General features: G+C 65.8%; 18 protein-coding genes. 4 read left to right on the plus strand and 14 right to left on the minus strand.

Annotated elements, in window-relative coordinates:
• Window positions 1–23: 23 nt before the first annotated feature.
• From lpxK to FZF13_RS24535, 7 genes are all read right to left on the minus strand, one after another.
• Window positions 24–1,052 carry a tetraacyldisaccharide 4'-kinase gene (gene lpxK, locus FZF13_RS24505; RefSeq protein ID WP_024926114.1) on the minus strand — a complete coding sequence of 343 codons (1,029 nt, stop codon included), beginning with the start codon at window positions 1,050–1,052 and terminating at the stop codon, window positions 24–26.
• A 1-nt stretch (window position 1,053) separates the two neighbouring features.
• A complete protein-coding gene (gene waaA, locus FZF13_RS24510) occupies window positions 1,054–2,370 on the minus strand; it encodes a lipid IV(A) 3-deoxy-D-manno-octulosonic acid transferase (RefSeq protein WP_024926113.1) in 1,317 nt (438 codons plus the stop codon).
• Window positions 2,367–3,158 (minus strand): lysophospholipid acyltransferase family protein, encoded by a 792-nt coding sequence (locus tag FZF13_RS24515; RefSeq protein ID WP_024926112.1) that lies wholly within the window; start codon window positions 3,156–3,158, stop codon window positions 2,367–2,369. Before FZF13_RS24515 ends, waaA begins: the two co-directional genes overlap by 4 nt.
• Before the next feature lie 2 nt (window positions 3,159–3,160).
• Complete coding sequence (locus FZF13_RS24520; RefSeq protein WP_024926111.1) at window positions 3,161–3,406, minus strand: DUF4170 domain-containing protein; 246 nt, start codon at window positions 3,404–3,406, stop codon at window positions 3,161–3,163.
• Window positions 3,407–3,481: 75 nt separating this feature from the next.
• Window positions 3,482–4,300 (minus strand): 3'(2'),5'-bisphosphate nucleotidase CysQ, encoded by an 819-nt coding sequence (locus FZF13_RS24525; protein WP_024926110.1) that lies wholly within the window; start codon window positions 4,298–4,300, stop codon window positions 3,482–3,484.
• Window positions 4,287–5,630, minus strand: a complete 1,344-nt coding sequence (locus FZF13_RS24530) for a TldD/PmbA family protein (RefSeq protein ID WP_024926109.1) — start codon at window positions 5,628–5,630, stop codon at window positions 4,287–4,289. The genes FZF13_RS24525 and FZF13_RS24530 overlap by 14 nt, the downstream gene beginning before the upstream one ends.
• 146 nt (window positions 5,631–5,776) lie before the next feature.
• Window positions 5,777–6,097 carry a winged helix-turn-helix transcriptional regulator gene (locus FZF13_RS24535; protein WP_024926108.1) on the minus strand — a complete coding sequence of 107 codons (321 nt, stop codon included), beginning with the start codon at window positions 6,095–6,097 and terminating at the stop codon, window positions 5,777–5,779.
• A 140-nt stretch (window positions 6,098–6,237) separates the two neighbouring features.
• Here FZF13_RS24535 and FZF13_RS24540 point away from each other — a divergent pair, with 140 nt between their 5' ends.
• The 3 genes from FZF13_RS24540 (at window position 6,238) to FZF13_RS24550 (ending at window position 8,054) form a co-directional block, all read left to right on the plus strand.
• Complete coding sequence (locus FZF13_RS24540) at window positions 6,238–7,122, plus strand: NAD(P)-dependent oxidoreductase (RefSeq protein ID WP_036254014.1); 885 nt, start codon at window positions 6,238–6,240, stop codon at window positions 7,120–7,122.
• A 1-nt stretch (window position 7,123) separates the two neighbouring features.
• The gene (locus FZF13_RS24545; protein WP_024926106.1) at window positions 7,124–7,516 is read left to right on the plus strand and encodes a hypothetical protein; all 393 of its coding nucleotides are present in this window, start codon (window positions 7,124–7,126) and stop codon (window positions 7,514–7,516) included.
• A 121-nt stretch (window positions 7,517–7,637) separates the two neighbouring features.
• Complete coding sequence (locus FZF13_RS24550; protein WP_024926105.1) at window positions 7,638–8,054, plus strand: VOC family protein; 417 nt, start codon at window positions 7,638–7,640, stop codon at window positions 8,052–8,054.
• Between the two features lie 358 nt (window positions 8,055–8,412).
• Here the strand turns inward: FZF13_RS24550 and FZF13_RS24555 are convergent, their stop codons facing one another.
• From FZF13_RS24555 to FZF13_RS24575, 5 genes are all read right to left on the minus strand, one after another.
• Window positions 8,413–9,258, minus strand: coding sequence for a patatin-like phospholipase family protein (locus FZF13_RS24555; RefSeq protein ID WP_024927166.1), 846 nt, complete (start codon window positions 9,256–9,258; stop codon window positions 8,413–8,415).
• Window positions 9,255–10,658 carry a M16 family metallopeptidase gene (locus FZF13_RS24560; protein ID WP_244431282.1) on the minus strand — a complete coding sequence of 468 codons (1,404 nt, stop codon included), beginning with the start codon at window positions 10,656–10,658 and terminating at the stop codon, window positions 9,255–9,257. The genes FZF13_RS24555 and FZF13_RS24560 overlap by 4 nt, the downstream gene beginning before the upstream one ends.
• Before the next feature lie 12 nt (window positions 10,659–10,670).
• On the minus strand, window positions 10,671–11,978 hold the full coding sequence (locus FZF13_RS24565) for a M16 family metallopeptidase (RefSeq protein WP_244431287.1): 1,308 nt from the start codon (window positions 11,976–11,978) through the stop codon (window positions 10,671–10,673).
• A gap of 156 nt (window positions 11,979–12,134) precedes the next feature.
• Window positions 12,135–12,689 carry a 16S rRNA (guanine(966)-N(2))-methyltransferase RsmD gene (rsmD, locus tag FZF13_RS24570; RefSeq protein ID WP_024927169.1) on the minus strand — a complete coding sequence of 185 codons (555 nt, stop codon included), beginning with the start codon at window positions 12,687–12,689 and terminating at the stop codon, window positions 12,135–12,137.
• Complete coding sequence (locus tag FZF13_RS24575) at window positions 12,689–14,800, minus strand: pseudouridine synthase (RefSeq protein WP_024927170.1); 2,112 nt, start codon at window positions 14,798–14,800, stop codon at window positions 12,689–12,691. The genes rsmD and FZF13_RS24575 overlap by 1 nt, the downstream gene beginning before the upstream one ends.
• A gap of 269 nt (window positions 14,801–15,069) precedes the next feature.
• Between FZF13_RS24575 and FZF13_RS24580 the strand changes: the two genes are divergently transcribed.
• A complete protein-coding gene (locus FZF13_RS24580; RefSeq protein WP_024927171.1) occupies window positions 15,070–15,516 on the plus strand; it encodes a nucleoside deaminase in 447 nt (148 codons plus the stop codon).
• Window positions 15,517–15,533: 17 nt separating this feature from the next.
• Here the strand turns inward: FZF13_RS24580 and FZF13_RS24585 are convergent, their stop codons facing one another.
• Both FZF13_RS24585 and ileS read right to left on the minus strand, forming a co-directional pair.
• Window positions 15,534–16,214 carry a hypothetical protein gene (locus FZF13_RS24585; protein ID WP_024927172.1) on the minus strand — a complete coding sequence of 227 codons (681 nt, stop codon included), beginning with the start codon at window positions 16,212–16,214 and terminating at the stop codon, window positions 15,534–15,536.
• Between the two features lie 188 nt (window positions 16,215–16,402).
• Window positions 16,403–19,339 (minus strand): isoleucine--tRNA ligase, encoded by a 2,937-nt coding sequence (gene ileS, locus FZF13_RS24590; RefSeq protein WP_024927173.1) that lies wholly within the window; start codon window positions 19,337–19,339, stop codon window positions 16,403–16,405.
• Window positions 19,340–19,531: the final 192 nt, after the last annotated feature.

Here is a 19,531-nt window from a genome sequence, read left to right on the forward strand (position 1 = left end):
AGGGGAGAAGGGAATGGTGCCACCTACCGCGCAATCCTCCGGCGTCTCGACGCTTCGATCGTCTCTTCCACGATACGCTGCGGCGAGTGGCGCGGCTCGAACACGGTCTCGATTTCAAGCACGTTCAGCCGTTCGAGCAGACCTTCGGGCATCGGGCCGTGACGCAGCCGCGCGGCGTCCTTGGCGGTGGTGACCAGCCCGAGATCCGCCGCTTTCGCGGTCGATGCCAGTTCGGCCAGCTCGTCCTCGGCGTAGACATGGTGGTCGGGAAACGAGCGGCTGAGTGCAACGACGCCGCCGGCCTCGGCCACCGTGTCGTAGAATTTTTCGGGATGGCCGATGCCGGCGAAGGCCAGCAGGCGCTGACCAGCCAGCGCCTTGGCCTCACGCGGTCGCGCGCGCGCCTCGAAGATCGGCTTGCCGGCGCGCGCGGCCTGGCGCACGACGGCGTCCGCCGCCAGTCCGTCGCCCATCTTCAACAGCGCGTCGGCGTAAAGAAGCTGGTCCAGAACCGGCGCGCGCAGCGGTCCGCCCGGGATGACCCGGCCGTTGCCAAGGCCATAGCGGGCATCGACCACCACCAGCGCGTAATCGATATGGACACGCGCGCTCTGGAAGCCGTCGTCCATGATCAGGAAATCGCAGCCATATTTTTCGATCAGCAGCCGGGCGCCCGCCGCCCGGTTCGGCGACACCGCCACCGGCGCGTGTTCGGCCAGAAGCAAGGGTTCGTCGCCGACATGCTTGGCGACGTCATGACCCGGATCGACGATATGCGGCTCGGCGAAAGAGCCGCCATGCCCGCGCGACAGGAAGCCCGGCTTCAGCTGCATGGCCTTGGCCTGTTCGGCGAGCGCGATCGCAACCGGCGTCTTGCCGGAACCGCCGACCGTGAAATTGCCGACGCAAAGCACCGGTGCCTCGACCTTTTCGCGCCGTGCCTGGCGCATGCGCCGGGCGGCGATCTGCCCGTAGGCCCAGGAGAGCGGTGAGAGCGCATAAGCGCGCCAGTCCGGTTTTTCCCACCAGAAGGGCGGCGCTTCGCTCGCCATCTCAGCGGCCTCCCGCCGCCCTCAGGCGAGCCTTGACCACAAGCGGCTGGATATAGGGCTCAAGCGCCTTGAGCGTGCGGGCGAGCGCACCGCGCATCTCGTCGACGGTGGTGGCGCCAGCAGCCATCATCTGGCGGCGCGCCGGTTCGTTGGTGAGCAGGAAATTCACCGCGCCGGCCAGCATCGAGCGGTCCCGCACCAGCTTGGCGCCGCCGGCATCGAGCAGGCGTTGATAGGATTCGCGGAAGTTCTGCACATTGCGGCCGGCAAGAACGGCGGTGTCCAGCATCGCCGGCTCGAGCGGGTTCTGGCCGCCCTCGGCGGTCAGCGAACGGCCGACGAAGGCGATCTCGGTCAAGCGCAGGTAAAGTCCCATCTCGCCGATCGTGTCGCCAAGCAGGATGTCGGTGTCCGGCGTGATCTGGTCGCCGATCGAACGCCGCGCCACCTTGAGGCCCATGGCCTCGATTTCATTGACAAGGAGGTCGGCGCGCTCGGGATGGCGTGGCACCACGACGGTGAACAGTCCGGCATGGCGGGCCTGCAGCGTCTTGTGCACCTCGGCGGCAATCGCCTCCTCGCCGTCATGGGTCGAGATGGCGGCCCAGGTCGGCCGCTGGCCGATCTGCCGGCGCAGCGTGAGAAGTTCGGTCTCGTCGACCGGCGGCGGCGGCGTGTCCACCTTGAGATTGCCGGATACAGTGACCGGACGGGCGCCGAGCACCCGGAAACGCTCTCCGTCGACCTCGGACTGCGCCACCACATGGGCGAGATTCTCGAACAAAGCCTCGGCGATGTTGGACCGTTTCTTCCAGGAGGCGAAGGAACGGTCGGACATGCGGCCATTGACCAGAACCTGCGGCACGCTGCGCGCGCCGAGTTCCAGGATGGTGTTCGGCCAGATTTCCGATTCGGCGATGATGGCGAGATCGGGATGCCAGTGATTGAGGAAGCGGCTGACCGCCGGCTTCAGGTCGAGCGGCACATATTGGTGGATGACGTGGTCGCCAAGCCGTTCCGCGACCAGCTTGGCCGAGGTGACCGTGCCGGTGGTGAGCACGACGGTGACGCCATATTCGAGGATGCAGCGGACCAGGGGCACGACGGCATTGGTTTCGCCGACGCTGGCGGCATGCACCCAGATCAGCGGCCCGTCCGGCCGCTCCTGGCTGGCGATGCCGTAGCGCTCGCGGCTGCGGGTGCGGTCTTCCTTACCCTTGGAGGCACGCCAGGCGACATAGGGGCCAGCCAGCGGATAGGCCGCCGAACCGGCGACCCGATACATGGACAGCATCATGCGGGCCAGCCGCTCGCTCATCGTGGCTGGTCCACCAGGCTGTAGGCCTTCGCCGTGGTGAGGTTCAGCGCCTCGGTGAGCTGGAGACGCACGCGCTCCATCTCCTCCTCGTTGGCATCCGACGCCACGAAGATCGGTTCGCCGGCGGCGATTGCCGAACGACCGAAAGGCAGATTGATCGTCGTCTTGTCCCAGCTCTTTTCCAGCACCTTGCGGCGGCTGGTGGCGAGCGCCGCCGGCACGATGGGACGGCCCGAAAGCTTGGCCAGAAGGATGACGCCGAGACCCGCGTCACGCGGCGTGCCATGCGGGATATCGGCGATCATGCAGACATTCTTGCCTGCCATGAGGGATTTCTTCAGTGCGATCAGTGCCTTGGCACCGCCCTTGTCGATGTGGCGCGCATCGGCGCGGCCGCCGGAACCGCGTACGGTCTCGATACCGAAACGCTCGATCACCTGCGCGTTGATCTCGGCGTCGGCGCTGCGCGACACCATGGCGACGAGACCGCGCTTGGAAGGGTAGAAGGCGGGCATCAGGATGTGCTGGCCGTGCCAGAGCGCGATGATGCCCGGCTCGATGCCCTCAAATTCCCTGTCGCCGAAGGTCGCCGAAGCGGCAACCCGGGGATTGGTCAGGCGAATGAACCGCATGGTGAGCGTGAACAGGCTGACGATCAGGCTCTTGACGAAACGCGACTGCGCCAGCGGCTCACGCACCTTCTTCCACAGCGGCTTCAACGCGCTGCCGCTGCGTTGCCTGCCGGCCGCCGGCTCGTCGGCCCGCGGTTTCGCCACTCGTTCTTCCATCGTCACGCGCCGGCCTTGCCTTCCGGATCGAGCAGGCGGTGCAGATGCACGACGAAATAGCGCATATGCGCATTGTCAACGCTGCCCTGGGCCTTGGACTTCCAGGCCGTCAGAGCCGACTGGTAGTCGGGATAAACGCCGACAATGTCCAGCGCGTCGAGATTGCGGAACTCAGTGCTGCCGACGCTCTTCAATTCGCCGCCGAACACCAGGTGCAAAAGCTGCTTCTTTCCGTCTTCCCCGGTCATGTCCGTCCTTCACATCGCGTGATTTGGTGCTTGGTCTAGACCAAAGCCGCCTATTTTGAAACCTTTGATACGCCGTTAGCCGTGCTGGCTGCCGATGACGACGGCCATCATGGCCAGGAGTTCGCCGCTGCCGGCGGCCAAGGCGCCGTGGCTGACCTTTTCCTTGCCGAAGGCAGGCGTCTGCCCGTGGCTGTCGATCAACCGGCCACCCGCCTCGCGCAGGATGAGTTCGGCGGCGGCGATGTCCCAGTCATGCGCGTTCGGCTTGACGAAGGTGGCGTCCAGCCTGCCGGCGGCGATCATCGCAAGGCGGTAGGCCAGCGAGGGGATGTAGGCCGCGCGGTGCATGCGGCCCTGCCAGGCCTGCGGCACCAGATCGAGCATCGGCTTCGGTCCGGCCATTTCGGCGATGGGCGGCGTTTCGCGCGCGCGGATCGGGGCTCCGTTCAGGAACGCGCCGCCACCGGGCACCGCCCAATAGGTCTCGTGCGCCGCCGGACATTCGAGCACGCCAGCAATCGCCCTGCCCTGTTCGACCACCGCGACGCTGACACACCAGCTCTTCTGGCCATCGAGGAAGCCGCGCGTGCCGTCGATGGGATCGACAACGAAGACGCGGCGTGCCTTCAGCCTCTCGGGGCCGTCGGCCGTCTCCTCGGACAGCCAGCCATAATCGGGCCGCGCCGCCATCAATGTCTCGCGCAGATAGGCGTCGGCGGCGTAGTCGGCCTCGCTGACCGGCGAAGTGCCGCCCTTCATCCAGACTTCCGGGTTCTTGCCGAAATAGCGCAGGGCAATGGCGCCCGCCTCGCGCGCGGCGGCGCGCAGCAGGGCCAGGTCTTCGTCGAACCCGGCCGATCCGCCCGCATCCGTGGCTGCGTCAACTTCCGGCAAGGGTCATCCCTTCGATCAAAAGCGTCGGCGCCGCGGTGCCATAGTCGCGGTCGAGATCGTTGGCGGGGACCAGGCCGAGGAACATGGTCTTCAGGTTCGAGGCGATCGTCACCTCGGAGACGGGGAAGGTCAGTTCGCCGTTCTCGATCCAGAAACCGGAAGCGCCGCGGCTGTATTCGCCGGTGATCATGTTGACGCCCTGGCCGAACACTTCGGTGACGTAGAAGCCGCTCTTCAGCGAACCTATCAACTCTTCTGGCGACCGTTCGCCGGGCTCGATGGCGAGATTGGTGGAGGATGGCGACACCTGCGAGCCGCCGCGCGCGCCGCGCCCATTGGTGGTGAGGCCGAGTTCGCGCGCCGCCGAAGTCGACAGGAACCAGTGATTGAGCACGCCCTTCTCGATCATCAAGAGCTTGCTGGCGCCAACGCCTTCGCCGTCGAACGGCCGGGACGCCTGCCCGCGCCGGCGCAGCGGCTCATCGGTGACGGTGATGGCGGCGGAAGCCACCTGCTTGCCCATCATGTCGCGCAGGAACGACGTCTTCCGCGCAACCGAGGCACCGTTGATGGCACCGGCAAGATGGCCGGCAATGCCGCGCGCGACACGCGGATCGAAGATGACGTCGACCGTGCCGGTCGGCATCTTGCGTGCGCCCAAACGCTTCACCGCACGTTCGCCGGCGCTGCGGCCGATTGTTTCCGGCCCGTCGAGGTCGGCGAAATGCAGGCGCGAGGAATAGTCGTAGTCACGCTCCATGCCGGTGCCCTCGCCGGCGATGACGCTGGCCGAGAGCGAGAAGCGGGTGCCGACATACTGGCCTAGGAAGCCGTGCGAGGTGGCGAGTACCAGGCCGCCCATGCCGGCGCCTGCGCCGGCGCCGCCGGAATTGGTCACACCCTTGACGGCAAGCGCGGCCTCTTCCGCCGCAAGCGCATCCTCGCGCAGACGGTCGGCGGAAACTTCGGTTGCGTCGAACAGGTCGAGATCGTTGGCGCCGCTGGCCAGCAGCGCCGGGTCGGCGAGGCCCTGATAGGGATCTTCCGGCGAGACTTTCGCCATGGCCACGGCACGTTCTGCCAGCATCTTCGGTTCGGAGGCGGCGGTCGCCGAAACGCTGGCGACACGATTGCCGATGAAGACGCGCAGCGAGACATCCTCGCTCTCCGACGCGTTGGTGTTCTCCACCTTGCCGAGGCGCACCGACACGCTGGTCGAGCGGCCACGCACCACAACCGCGTCGGCGGCGTCGGCGCCGGCCTTTTTAGCGGCATCGACCAGCGCGGCAACGCGATCGGTCAGTCTTGTCGTGTCGAGCGTGTCGGCCATGTCTGCTGTCCTGCTGATAGCGGGGCGCGTGTTTGAACGCGGGTCGCCGCTCCATCTATTGTCCTCAACCAGCCTATGCAATGGCTGAAAGCCAATCCGCCGCAGTCTGGTGTTGCCTTCTCCCCTTGCCGGAGAAGGAATATCTCTCAAGCCTCGGCGCGGACCTGGAACCGTTCGCTCCACCGGCACAGCCCTTCTGCCCCGGCGCAGAGTGCTGCACCTGCTTCCGTCAGCGAATAGACAACCTTGGCCGGCAATCCGGGATAGGCCTGCCTTTTCACCAACCCGTCGGTCTCCATCTCGCGCAATTGCTGCGCCAGCATCTTTTCGCTGATGTCGGGAATGGAGTGCCTGAGCCGGCCGAACCTACGCGGCGCGCCGGAAAGCGCGCACAGGATATCGATCTTCCACTTGCCCGCGACCAGTTTCATCGCGACCGAAAAGCCGTTTTCCATAGGCTTGTTCATCCCGTTCTCCTTACCGGCCCATTTCCCTTACCGTGAGGTAACCACTTACGTTTGCGTGCGTATTGGCCCCGCCCCTTCGGCGTCTTAGCTCCCGGCTCACGGCAAGCAAGCCGTGTGTTCAGCCGATATGGAGTGTCGCAATGAAGCCTGCAATCACTGTTTTGGGAACCGGACGGATGGGATCGGCGCTCGCCCGCGCGCTTTTGACGGCGGGGCACCGGACAACTGTGTGGAACAGAACGATCGAAAAGACCGCGCCGCTGGCTGCAGTCGGCGCCATCGTGGCGCCATCGGTGCGGAAGGCAATCGAGGCCGCGGATATCGTTATCGCCAACCTGACCGACTATGCGGCAACGGCGGCGCTGCTGCATGGCGACGACCTCGCCGCTCTTCGCGGCAAGGTGATCGTGGAACTCGCATCGGGCACGCCGCATGGCGCGCGCGAGGCCGGGGAATGGGCCGCGCGCCACGGCGTCACCTATCTCGACGGCGCGATCATGGCGACGCCGGACTACATCGGTACCGAGCACGGCACGATCCTGGTTTCGGGATCAAAACAGGCTTTCGACGCGGGCACGGACATGTTCGCGGCGCTGGGCGGCAATGTTCAGCATGTCGGCGAGGATCTGGGGCGGGCCAATGCGCTGGACAGCGCCCTGCTTGCGCTGATGTGGGGAGCCTTATTCGGCGCGCTCCATTCCATTGCCGTGAGCAAGGCCGAAAAGATCGAGCTTGGCGAACTGGCCAAGCAATGGACCGCGACCGCCCCGGTAATCGAGGGGCTGGTGACGGACCTGATCAAACGCACCGAAGCGGAACGGTTCGCGGCGGACGACGAGACGCTGTCGTCGATCTCGCCGCATTACAGCGCATTCCAGCACCTCGTCGAACTGATGGACGTGAGCAAGATCGACCGCACGGTGGTCGACGGCTATGATGGAATCTTTCAGCAAGCGATCGCCGCCGGCCATCTGCACGACGATTTCGCGGCGCTGTCGCAATTTATGGGAAGGGCCGGCAAATAGAATGTCCCTGACACAGCTGATCGACACATATTGCGCATCCTGGTCGGACCAGGATGCGGAACGGCGACGGGCCTTGCTGTTGTCGGTGTGGGGCGATGGCGCGACCTATACGGACCCCACCGCCCATGCGGACGGCGCGGAAGCATTGCTAGCCCACATCAAGGGTATCCAGGCGCGATATCCCGGTGCCCGCATTGCTCGAACGAGCGACGTGGACGTTCACCACGGCATTGCGCGCTTCGCCTGGACATTCGTGCTTGCGGACGGTTCGTCCTTTCCCGAGGGCCTGGACATTGCGTTCCTCAACGCCGACCAGACGCGCATAACACGCATCATCGGCTTTTTCGGACCATTGGCCAGGCCAGAAGTACGCCAGGCCGCAGCCCCGTCCTGAACCTAGGTGGCACCGGCGTTTCGAGCGTTTTCGAAATTGCCAAGAGGTCGATGTTTGCGGCACTCTCGCGAGTAGTGCGGTTGTGTCCGCAAACCCGACTTCGAACGACGAAAGGCCCGTCATGACACCCTTCCACCTCGCCTTCCCCGTGCGCGACCTCGACGAGACGCGTGCCTTCTATGGCGAGGTGCTGGGCTGCCGCATCGGCCGCTCGTCCGACAGCTGGGTCGATTTCGACCTCTACGGCCACCAGATGTCGGCGCATCTGCGGCCCAACGCGGCCGCTGCCCAACGCGACGGCGCCGTCGACGGAATTGCCGTGCCGATCCCGCATTTCGGCGCGGTGCTTTTGATGGACGAGTGGGAAAAGCTCGCCGCCCGGCTGGAAGCGCGCCAGGACATCGACTGGCTGGAGCGGCCGATGGTGCGCTTCAAGGGCCAGCCCGGCGAACAGGCAACGCTGTTCATCCGCGACCCGTCCGGCAACGCGCTGGAGTTCAAGGGATTTCGTTCGCTGGAACAGGTGTTCGCGCATTGATGGGCGCGATACGGGCACTTCTTCGGGATTGAACCGCGTTACCTTCGTCCACGTTCCGGCATGGATTCCCGACACTCTCCAGTCGCTTCGCTCCCTCACGAGGTCGGGAATGACGGAGTTTCCTTTCCGTCTTCGCTAGTCTCCAGCGCTTGCTCCGACAGTGGAAACCCACCTGGGTTGCGGTGGGCCACGGTCCGCCCCGCGAGGAGCATGGTAACGTCCACTTTGACAGTTGGCGCAGACCGCAAATCCAGTCCGTCATTCCCGACCTCGTGAGGGAGCGAAGCGACCGGAGAGTGTCGGGAATCCATGCCGGAACGGTGGAGAACGAGGTCACGACCCCGCTTCTCAACCCGAATTATCGCAGGAGTTTGACCCGCCGCGCCTCAAGCGCGGCCTCGACGGCGCGCTTGACCTCGTCCTTCACCGCCACCGTCTCGGCCATCACGGCGTCGATCTTCATGAAGTCGAGCACGCGAAAACGCGAGACCGGCGGACGGATGAGGATGTCGGGACGGCCCTGCGTCAGCTTGTTGGCGATGATGGACTGCATCATCAGCTGGGTGGCACCGAACATCAAGTCGATCGAGGTCGGCCGCTTGCGGCTGCCGGTCTCGGGACCGCCAACGACGTCGACGGCGATGGTGATGTCGGCCTCGTTGGCGATCAGGTCGAAGGGCACCGGGTTGTAGATGCCGCCGTCGATCAGGGTGACGCCGTCGCGCACCACCGGCCGGAATACCGCCGGGATCGCCGCCGACGCGGCCAGCGCCGAATGCAGGTCGCCTGCGTCGAAGACCGCGAGCTTGTGGCCGAAATAGTCGGTCGCCGTGACCTTCAGCGGGATTTTCAACTCCTCGAAGCTGGCCGGCACGATCTCCGGCAGGAAGGCTTTGAGGATGCGCTCGACATTGAACTGGCCGACACGCAGGCCGCCCTCCATGGCTTCGGCAAAAGTGCCCGGCCGGGCACGCCACATGCGGCTGGCCACCTGGGCGCGGGTGCCGAGGATGGAGCGCGCATAGGCGTGGATGTCGCGGCCGCTCATGCCGGAGGCAACACCGGCCCCGATCAGCGAGCCGATCGACGAGCCGGCCAAAGCCACCGGCTTGATGCCCAGTTCGTCAAGCGCCTCGACGACGTGGATGTGCGCGAGGCCGCGCGCGCCGCCGCCGCCAAAGGCGATGCCGAAGGTCGGGCTCAACCCTTGCCGTCCCCGGCCAGCGGCGGGCCGACAATCAGCACGGAAGGTTCGACGGAGAGCAACTTCCTGGCCACGGCCTTCACCTCGTCCAGTGTCACGGCGTTGATATAGGACGCACGGCGCTGGATGTAGTCGATGCCCAGCTCGCCGACCTGCAGTTCGACCAGAGTGTTGGCGATTGCGTCGGAAGAGTCGAGATTGTTGATGGCATAGGCGCCGATCAGGTATTTTTTGGTCGCCGCCAGTTCCTGCTCGGTCGGCCCTTCCGTCGCCATGCGCCGGATGACGTCGCGCACGACGCCAAGCGTCTCGGCGGCGCGGTCGGAGCGCGTCGCGGTACCGACCGTGAGCAAGGCGGCGTAGCGCCGGTTGACCAGCGACGACGACACGCCATAGGCCAGGCCGCGCTTTTCGCGCACTTCCTGATAGAGGCGCGAAGTGTATGCCGAGCCGCCGAGCATGTCGTTCATGACGGCCGCGGCATAAAAATCCGGCGCGTCGCGGCGCACGCCCGGGAAGGCCAGTTGCAGCGATGTCTGCGGCAGGTCGTAATTGACCTCCACCTTCTGCCCGAATTTGAGATCGACGTCGGCCACCGGTTTCAGCGCCTGCTTTTCAGGCAGGTCGCCGAACAACTCGTCCAGCTTGCGCTTCAGCGTTTCGGCATCGATCGCGCCGACGACCGCGACACGCAGGCCGTCGCGCGCGAAGGTCGCCTTGTGGAAGGCGCGCAGATCGTCGGCGGTGATGGCCGGCACCGTTTCCTTGGTGCCGTCGTCGGCATTGGCGTAAGGATGGCTGCCATAGATGGAGCGGCGCCACTTGGTCTGGGCAATGGTTTCCGGGTCGCGCTCGCCGGCGAGCAGGCCGGAGAGGACCTGCGCGCGGATGCGCTCGATCGGCGCAGCGTCGAAGCGCGGACTGGTGATCGCCAACTTGAGCAGGCCCAGCGCATCGTCGCGCTTTTCGGCCAGCATGCGCATCGACCCGTAGACGCCGTCGCGGGTCGCCTCGAAACGCATTTCGGCGCCGGCCGTGTCGAGGCGGGTCTGGAAGGTGTCGCTGTCGAGATCGCCCGCGCCCTCGTCGAACAGGCCAGACATCAGATTGGCGGTGCCCTCCTTGCCGGCGGGGTCCTGGCTGGAGCCGCCCTGGAAGGCGAAACGCAGTGAGACGATGGGCACGGTGTAGTCTTCGACCAGCCACGCGGTGATGCCCTTTTCGGACTTCACCTCCTGGATGGTCATGGCGGACGCCGTGAACACCGGAAGAACCAGGAAGACCAGGCCGAGCAGCAGGGTCAGGACGGCGGCGCGGACCGGGGTGGTTTTGATCGACAACGCGCGGTCGCCCGCGAGGCCGGAAATGGCGGGGTGCGACGATTGCTGCAAAATTCTCATGGCCGGCATCGCTCAGTTCTCCGCCTGCGTCTTCGGCAACAGATAACCCGTCACCACCCGGTCGAGCACGAGATAGCGCGCCGCGGCTGCCTTCACTTCCTCGGCGGTGACCTTGCGGACGCGGTCCGGCCATTCGTTGATGTCGGTAACCGTGCCGCCGGTGGTCAGCGTGCTGCCGTAGATGTTGGCCATCGAATCCTGACGATCGCGCGCGAAGATCATCGAGCGCACATACCGCGCTTTTGCCCGGTCCAGTTCCTCAGCGCTGATGCCATCGCGGGCGATCCGCTCGATCTCGGCGCCGACAGCGGCTTCGACGTCGGCGAGCTTGGCCTCGCCGCGCGGCGTGGCGTAGACGGCGAAGACCGAATCGTCGAGCGCCCGGCCCTGGAAGCCGGCATTGACGCTGGCGGCGATGCCCTTCTTGACGATCAGCTCCTGATAGAGCCGGCTGCGCGTGCCGCCGCCGAGAATCTCGCCAAGCAGGTCGATCGCCTCCGCCTCGCCGGGCTTGGCGGTGTTGTAGGACGGCACCACCCACTGCATGGAGAAGCTCGGCACGCTGACGCGGGCGTCGCTCAACGTCACCGTTCGCCGCGTGGTTTTCTGCGGTTCCTTCGGGCGAATGCGCGGCGGCAGATCGGGACCGCGCGGGATCTTGCCGAAACTCTCCTCGGCCAGCTTGCGCACCGCCTCGGCCTCGACGTCGCCGGCGACGATCAGGACGGCGTTGTTGGGCGCGTAATAGCGGTCGTAGAAGGCCTTGGCATCTACGCGGTTGAGCTGCTGCATCTCCTGCATCCAGCCAATGACCGGGATACGGTAAGGCTGGTTCATGAACAGGGTGGCCAGCACGGCTTCGTCAAGCTGGGCCTGCGGGTCGTTGTCGATGCGCATGCGGCGCTCTTCCAGCACCACGTCGCGCTCGGTGGCGACGACCTCGTCGCTCAGCACCAGATTGCGCATGCGGGCGGCCTCGAAGGCCATCATCTGACTGAGCGCCTGCGGCGGCACGGTCTCGTGGAAAGCTGTATAGTCGTAGGAGGTGAAGGCGTTGTCGTTGCCGCCGATATCGGCCACCGCCTTGTCGAGTTCGCCGGCGGCATGATTGCCGGTCGCCTTGAACATCAGGTGTTCGAAGAAATGGGCGATGCCGGATTTGCCGGGCGGCTCATCGGCGCTGCCGACCTTGTACCAGACCATATGGGTGACGATCGGCGAGCGGTGGTCGGGAACGACCACGACCTGCATGCCATTGCCAAGCGTGAACTCGGAAACCGGGGACGTCGGCACAGGTGCCTGTTCGGCAAACGTCGGCATGGCAAGAAGGACGGTGAAGGATGCGGCCAAAAGCGCGCGGCGCGGCCAGTTTCCAAGTGCTTTCATCGACCCGTTCCGCCTCAATGCAGCACCACCTGTCTTGCCGTTTGCCCGAATACGCGTTTCAGCCCGTCTTGCCGCAAAACAAGGCCGAAGTCAGGCCGTCTCGATGAAACGGATGACGGTTTCGCCATAGTTGCGCTCATCGACGACCGAAAAACCCGGTCCTGGCTGGAACGGGACGGAGGCGGTCTCCTCGACCACGCAGAGCGCGCCGGGCGCCAGCCAGCCGCCGGCCCGCGCCGACTGAAGCGCCCGCTCGCCAAGGCCCTTGCCATAGGGCGGATCGGCAAACAGCAGGGTAAATGGCGCGATCGTGCCGGCCTCGCCAAGCTGGGTGGCGTCACGGCGGAATATCTTGGTGCGGCCGGTGAGGCCGTAGGCTTCGACATTGGAGCGGATCAGGCCGCGTCCCTCGGCCGATTCCTCGATGAAGACGGCGTAGGAGGCGCCGCGCGACAGCGCTTCCAGGCCGAGCGCGCCGGTGCCGGCGAAGAGGTCGAGCACGCGCACGCCTTCCAGCCTGTCGGGAAAACGATGCGCGAGCACGTTGAAGACGGCCTCGCGCGTGCGGTCGGTGGTCGGGCGGATGGAGTGATCGCGCGGCGTGGCCAACGGCCTGCCGCGAAATTCGCCCCCGACGATCCGCATCAGCGCTGCCTCGGGCCTTTGCCCGGTCCCTTGCCGCGCGGCGCGCCGCCCTTGCCTTCGCTAGGACGGCCGCGCGGGCGATCGCCACCGGTGCCGGAACGTTCCGGCCGCTCGATCTTGGCGCCCTGCGGCCGCGCGCCCGGCGCCATCCAGACATTGGCCCGGCGCTGACCCGGCGGCTCGATCGGCCGCTGTTCGCGCTCGCCCTTGCGGGGACCGCGTTCGCCAAAGCCGCCTGGTTTGCCAAAGCCACCTGGTTTGCCGGAACCGCCAGGCTTGCTGAACCCGCCGCGCTCCGGCCGGGTCGAAAGCTTGCCGAGCGCCTCGTCGCGGCTGCCCTCGCGCCGCTTGCGCGCCTTGATCAGGCCACCCTCGCCGATCGGGCGATGATCACCCTCGCGCTGGGGCGGCAGACGCGGCCTATCTTCCACGCGCGGCTCGGTGCGCCGCACCGGCTTGTTGGAGAATGGAGTGGCGATGTCAGCCTCGAAATTGGCGCCCGATTCCTCGATCAGCGTTTCGCCGAGCTGCTCGCGCAGCGTGCGGCCCTTGATCTCCAGAACATGGCCTTCCGGCAATTCGCCGAGCTGGAACGGACCGTAGGAGATGCGGATCAGCCGCGTCACTTCGAGCCCAAGCGCGCCGAGGATGTTCTTCACCTCGCGGTTCTTGCCTTCGCGCAGGCCGATGACCAGCCAAGCATTGCTGCCCTGTGTGCGTTCCAGCGATGCCTCGATGGCACCGTAGAAGATGCCGTCGACGGCGATGCCGTCCCTGAGGTCGGCCAGGGCCTGCTCCTCGACCTTGCCATGGACGCGGACGCGATAACGCCGCAACCAGCCGGTGGCCGGCAGTTCCAGCACGCGCGACAGCCCGCCATCATTGGTGAGCAGCAACAGGCCTTCGGTGTTGATGTCCAGCCGTCCGACCGTCATCAGCCGCGGCAGTTCGGCCGGCAGCACGTCGAACACCGTCTTGCGGCCTTCGGGGTCGCGGTTGGTGGTCACCAGGCCGGCCGGCTTGTGGAACAGGAACAGGCGTGTCCGTTCGATCGCCGGGATCTCGGTGTCGTCGAGATGGATGACGTCGGTTGGCAAGACGTTGAAGGCTGGCGATGGAAGCACCTTGCCATTGACCTTGACGCGGCCAGCGGCGATCAGCTCCTCGGCGTCACGACGAGAGGCGATGCCGGCACGGGCCAGGCGCTTGGCGATACGCTCGCCTGTCTCCATGGCTTCTTCCGAAGCCTGCGGGCGGAAACCGCCCTCGCGGCGCGGGCCTTTGTCGCCAAAGTGCTTCGGCGCGCCGCCCTCGCGTTTCTGGAACGGCTTGCGTTCGCCATCCTCGCGCGGACGGAACGGCTTGCGTTCGCCATCGAATTCGCGCTTCGGGCGCTCGAAACGACGTTCACCGCTGTCGAAGCGCCGTTCGCTGCGTTCGCCGCGCTCGTAGCGGCCGGGGCGCTGGCTGCCCGCGTCGTCCCGCTTCTCATAAGGTTTGCGGTCCGGGCGGAAGCCGCCTTCGGGCCGCGGGCCGCGCGGACGGTCGCCGCCAAAATCGCGCTTCGGCCGCTCGCCGTCGGCTGCGCGATCCTCGCGCGGCGTATAGGGCTTGCGCGGCCCGTCGCGCTTGACGAAGGGCTTGCCTTCGGTGCGTGCACCCTTTTCGTAGGGCCGCTTGCCGAAGGAGCCGCCGCCTTCCCGCTTCTCGTAAGGCTTGCGCTCCTGCCGGAATTCGCCTTCCGGGCGGGGTGTGCGGGGACGATCGCCGAAGTCGCGTCTCGGCCGCTCGCCGTCGGCAGCACTATCCTGGCGCGGCGTATAGGGCTTGCGCGGTCCGTCGCGCTTGACGAAGGGCTTGCCCTCGCCGCGCGCGCTCTTTTCATAAGGCCGCTTGCCGCCATCCTCGCGCTTCTGCCAGGGCTTGCCGCCGCCGGGCTTGAAATCGCCGCGGGGCCGGTCGCCGGCCGGCTTGTCGCCGTCGAAACGCTTGGCGAACGGCTTCTTACCGAAGCCGGGCTTGCCACCCTTGCCAGCGCCGGCATCGCGGCCGCGCGGTCCGCCCGTTTTGGGGCCACGCGAACGCGGCGGCTTGTTGTCTCTGTCGTCCATATTACCTTGCTCACCCGAACGGAATGCCATCGGCCTTCCGCTCTATCTTCCTATTTTGTCGCATGACCTTGCCCGAAAAGTCTGCAACTTTTCGGAATCATGCTCTGGCGCGGCCACGGCGCCGGACGTCGGAAAGGACGCCTCAAGACGCTGTAACACTTCTGTTGTGCGCGTGATCCGGTTCGAAAACCGATACCGGTTTTCGAAGTCGTGCGCTAGATAACAGGATCGCCACCGGGTGGCGAGGGCTTATTCGGGACAGAAACAGCTTGAAACGACCGGATTTCATGGCCGCCGCGCTCAAGGAGGCGGAAGCTGCCGCGGCGCGCGGCGAAGTGCCGGTCGGCGCGGTGATCGTGCGCGGCGCCGAAATCGTCGCCTCGGCCGGCAACCGCACGCGCGAATTGAACGACCCGACGGCCCATGCCGAAATGCTGGCGATCCGCGAGGCCTGCGGCAAACTGGGCAGCGAACGGCTGACCGGGCACGACCTCTATGTGACGCTGGAACCGTGCGCGATGTGCGCGGGTGCGATTTCCTTCGCCCGGCTGCGGCGCCTCTATTTCGGGGCGGCCGACGAAAAGGGCGGCGCGGTCGTCAACGGGGCACGCTTCTTCGCCACCCCGACCTGCCACCATGCGCCGGATATCTATGCCGGCATCGCGGAGACCGAGGCCGCCGCCATTCTCAAGGATTTTTTCAAGGATCGCCGCTGACAGTCGTCAGCAGCCGGTCAATTCCACCAGTCGAACCAGCCCGACTTGCCGCTCTTGGCCAGGGCTTCCTTCTTCAGGCGCCGTTCCTTCTTGTATTCGTCCTCACCGACATCGTTCTGCGGCGCGGTGTCGGCGGCGGTGCGATAGGCCGTGGGCGGATCGGTCAGGAATTTTCTGGAGGTCGGCGTGCCCTTCTCGCTGGCAGCGATGCGGCGTGCCACCTCGGCGCGCTTGGACACGGCCTGGCCAGTATCGGGAGCCGGCGGGTGGCTGGAGCCCGATTCGGCCATCGCCTTCCGGACGGCTGCCGGATCGGACTGCACGTCGTCGCCGACGATCTGGGTCTGGTAGTTGGGGTTATTCTCGTTGGCAGTCGCTTCGGCGCGCAGGCGCGCACGGCGCTGCTCCGGCGATTCCGGCCATTCGCCGCCAGCGGTCTGGGTGATCGAGTCCTGCGGCGCTGGCAGCGCCTCCTTGGTGCCGGCCTTCGGCTTCACCAGCACGGCGCGCGGCTTGTAGTCGATGGCGTCCTTCTTCGGCGGACGCAGCGAAATGGCGTTGGAAAGGTCGCCAAGCAATTGTTGGTCGGCGGGCTTGTCGGTACCGTAGGTGGGCGATCCGACGCAGCCGGCAAGCGCCAGACCTGACGCCATGAGCGGCACGAGAACCAGCGCGCGTGCGCAGCGTCTTTCGGTCATGCTGAAATATTTCACTCTCGACCTCTGGCCAGCCCCGATGGCCCGGCAATGAACCCATGCGCTCATCCGACGGGAATCCGGCGATAGTTTGTCTTTCTTGTCACCGGAATTTCGCGTCTTTACCTCAACGGTCCGTTAAGGGCAACGCCGGCGGCCAACAAGCCACCGGCATCGTACCCGGCCGGCAATCAGAGCCGGCCGAGTGCTTTCAGCTCGTGAAGAGCGGCCGCATCGCGCGCCGAAACGCCCGGGAAAGCGGCGTCCGAGCCGACATCGGCGGTGTAGCGCCAGGAGCGCGCGCACTTGACCAGACCACGGTCCTCGGCCTTGCCGACGACCACGGCAACGCCCGGAACCTCGCGCAACGCAAAGGCGTCGGCGGGGGCGGCAGCGTGCGAGATAACGAGATCGGAGGTGATGCTGATCTCGGCCAGATCAACGCCGTCGAAGGCCTCCTCAAGCACGGCATTGGTCATGTAGACGACCGGCACCGCCTCGAGGGAAGAGCCGATGGTCTTCTTGGCGCGCTCCAGTTCCAGCGCACCGGTGACGACGCTGCGCACCTGGCGGATCTTGCGCCATTTTTCGGCCAGCGCATCGTCGCGCCATTCGGCGGGCACCGCCGGCATCTGTTCCAGATGCAGCGATTCGGCCTTCGGGTTACGATCCAGCCACGCCTCTTCCGTGGTGAAGGGCAGAAGCGGCGCCAGCCATTTCACCAGGCAGTCGAACAGATGGCGCACCACCTTGACCGAGGCCTTGCGCTTCACGCTCGACGGCGCGTCGCAATAGAGCGCGTCCTTACGGATGTCGAAATAGAAGGCCGACAATTCGACGACCATGAAATCGAGCAAGTTTCGCGTGATGCGCTTGAACTCGAAGGCATCGAAGCCGGAACGCACCACCTCGTCCAGTTCCGCCAGCCGGTGCAGCATCAGCCGCTCCAGCTCGGGCATTTCGGCAAGCGCCACTTCGGCGCCGTCGTCATGCGCCAGCGTGCCCAGCATCCAGCGGATGGTGTTGCGCAGCTTGCGATAGGCGTCGATGTTGGTCTGCAGGATGGTTTTGCCGAGCCGCTGGTCTTCCCAATAGTCGGTCGTCGCCACCCAGAGCCGCAGGATATCGGCGCCCGACTGCTTGATGACGTCCTGCGGCACCACCGTGTTGCCGAGCGACTTCGACATCTTGCGGCCTTCCTCGTCCATGGTGAAACCATGGGTGACGACGGTGTCGTAAGGCGCCCTGCCCCTGGTGCCGCAGCTTTCCAAAAGCGAGGAGTGGAACCAGCCGCGGTGCTGGTCCGAACCTTCCAGATAGACGTCGGCCGGCCATTTGAGGTCGGGACGGTCTTCGAGCGTAAAGGTGTGGGTGGAGCCGGAATCGAACCAGACATCGAGAATGTCGGTGACCTGCTTCCACGGTTCGTTGGCCTTAGCACCCAGGAAGCGCTCGCGCGCGCCCTCGGCGAACCAAGCGTCCGCCCCTTCCTTCTCGAAAGCCTCAAGGATGCGGGCGTTGACCGCATCGTCCTTCAGCACATTGCCGTCCTCGTCGGCGAAGACGGCGATCGGCACGCCCCAGGCGCGCTGGCGCGACAGCACCCAGTCGGGGCGCTCCTCGATCATCGAGCGCAGGCGCGTCTGGCCGGCGGCCGGCACGAAACGCGTGGCGTCGATGGCATTCAGCGCGCGGCCGCGCAGCGTGGTGCCGTCGGCCAGTTCCTTGTCCATATAGACGAACCACTGCGGCGTGTTGCGGAAGATGATCGGCTTCTTCGAACGCCACGAATGCGGATACTGGTGCTTCAGCCGGCCGCGCGCGAACAGCGCGTTGACGGCGATCAGCGCCTCGATGACGGCCTTGTTGGCGTCGCCCTTCTTGCCGTTGTCGTCGATGACGCGCGCGGCGCCGCCCTCGCGGTCCGGCCCGAAGCCCGGCGCGTCCTTGGTATAGAAGCCGGCATCGTCGACCGGGAACGGGATCGCCGTGTCGATGCCACGCTTGCGCAGTTCCGGCGCGGCATCCACCCAGGCCTCGAAGTCCTCGCGGCCGTGGCTGGGCGCGGTGTGCACGAAACCGGTGCCGGCATCGTCGGTGACATGGTCGCCGGCGACAAGCGGAACGGGGAATTCATAGCCACCGCCGAGGCCATGCAGCGGGTGCGAAAGCGTCAGGCCGGCAAGCTGCTCCGCCGAGATATCGCGGAGGCGCTTCATAACAACCTTCGCCTTTGCGGACGATTCTTCCGCAAGCGCGTCGGCAAAGATCAGCTTCTCGCCCGGCTGCGGGCCGAAGTCGTTCTCAGCTGCGGTTATCTCGTACAGCCCGTAGGCGACGCGTGGCGAATAAGCGACGGCGCGGTTGCCGGGGATCGTCCAGGGCGTGGTCGTCCAGATGACCACATGGCTGCCAGCAAACGCGCTGGTCGCGTCGTTCACCGGGAACTTCACCCAGATCGCGTCGCTTTCGTAGTCCTGATACTCGATCTCGGCTTCGGCCAGCGCGGTGCGCTCGACCACCGACCACATCACCGGCTTGGAGCCACGGTAAAGCTGGTCGGTCGCCGCGAATTTCAGCAGTTCGCCGGCGATGCGCGCTTCCGCGTGATAGGCCATGGTGGTGTAGGGGTTGTCGAAATCGCCGACGACGCCGAGGCGCTGGAACTCGTCGCCCTGCACCTTGATCCACTTTTCGGCATAGGCGCGGCATTCCTGGCGGAACGCCACCATGGCGGCCGGCTGCGAAAGGTCGGGCTTCGACTTGCCCTTGGAGCGATAATTCTCTTCCTCGATCTTCCACTCGATCGGCAGGCCGTGGCAATCCCAACCGGGCACATAGTTCGAGTCGAAACCACGCATCTGGAAGGAACGGACGATGATGTCCTTGAGGATCTTGTTCAGCGCATGGCCGATATGGATGTTGCCGTTGGCGTAGGGCGGGCCGTCATGCAGCACGTATTTTGGACGCCCGGCGGCGGTTTCGCGCAGGCGCTTGTAGAGGTCCATGTCCTGCCAGCGCTTGACCAGCGCCGGTTCCTTTTCCGGCAGGCCGGCGCGCATCGGGAATTCCGTCTGCGGCAAATAAAGGGTCTTGGAATAGTCGAGGGTTTCAGCTTTGTCGTTCATCGATCTGCCATATGCGTTGCCCGGCGGCGGCGAGCCTCGGGCGTTGAACTAGCATGTTCTGGAAAAAGCGCGAGGGTGCCCCACGCAAAAAGTCCCGGCGGCTCCGACGACCTTAAGCCGTCCGGAACACCGGGCCAATAATTCGTATCGCGATGCCGCGTGGGCGCGAGAAAGCCGTCATGGCCGCGCTTT

The organism is Mesorhizobium terrae, from assembly GCF_008727715.1.
GTDB classification, from domain to species: Bacteria; Pseudomonadota; Alphaproteobacteria; order Rhizobiales; family Rhizobiaceae; genus Mesorhizobium; species Mesorhizobium terrae.

Coding starts and splice junctions, on each gene's coding strand:
- lpxK (WP_024926114.1), bottom strand. CDS start 1,052: ATGGCGAGCGAAGCGCCGCCCTTCTGGTGGGAAAAACCGGACTGGCGC.
- waaA (WP_024926113.1), bottom strand. CDS start 2,370: ATGAGCGAGCGGCTGGCCCGCATGATGCTGTCCATGTATCGGGTCGCC.
- FZF13_RS24515 (WP_024926112.1), bottom strand. CDS start 3,158: ATGGAAGAACGAGTGGCGAAACCGCGGGCCGACGAGCCGGCGGCCGGC.
- FZF13_RS24520 (WP_024926111.1), bottom strand. CDS start 3,406: ATGACCGGGGAAGACGGAAAGAAGCAGCTTTTGCACCTGGTGTTCGGC.
- FZF13_RS24530 (WP_024926109.1), bottom strand. CDS start 5,630: ATGGCCGACACGCTCGACACGACAAGACTGACCGATCGCGTTGCCGCG.
- FZF13_RS24535 (WP_024926108.1), bottom strand. CDS start 6,097: ATGAACAAGCCTATGGAAAACGGCTTTTCGGTCGCGATGAAACTGGTC.
- FZF13_RS24540 (WP_036254014.1), top strand. CDS start 6,238: ATGAAGCCTGCAATCACTGTTTTGGGAACCGGACGGATGGGATCGGCG.
- FZF13_RS24545 (WP_024926106.1), top strand. CDS start 7,124: ATGTCCCTGACACAGCTGATCGACACATATTGCGCATCCTGGTCGGAC.
- FZF13_RS24550 (WP_024926105.1), top strand. CDS start 7,638: ATGACACCCTTCCACCTCGCCTTCCCCGTGCGCGACCTCGACGAGACG.
- FZF13_RS24560 (WP_244431282.1), bottom strand. CDS start 10,658: ATGAGAATTTTGCAGCAATCGTCGCACCCCGCCATTTCCGGCCTCGCG.
- FZF13_RS24565 (WP_244431287.1), bottom strand. CDS start 11,978: ATGCCGACGTTTGCCGAACAGGCACCTGTGCCGACGTCCCCGGTTTCC.
- rsmD (WP_024927169.1), bottom strand. CDS start 12,689: ATGCGGATCGTCGGGGGCGAATTTCGCGGCAGGCCGTTGGCCACGCCG.
- FZF13_RS24575 (WP_024927170.1), bottom strand. CDS start 14,800: ATGGACGACAGAGACAACAAGCCGCCGCGTTCGCGTGGCCCCAAAACG.
- FZF13_RS24585 (WP_024927172.1), bottom strand. CDS start 16,214: ATGACCGAAAGACGCTGCGCACGCGCGCTGGTTCTCGTGCCGCTCATG.
- ileS (WP_024927173.1), bottom strand. CDS start 19,339: ATGAACGACAAAGCTGAAACCCTCGACTATTCCAAGACCCTTTATTTG.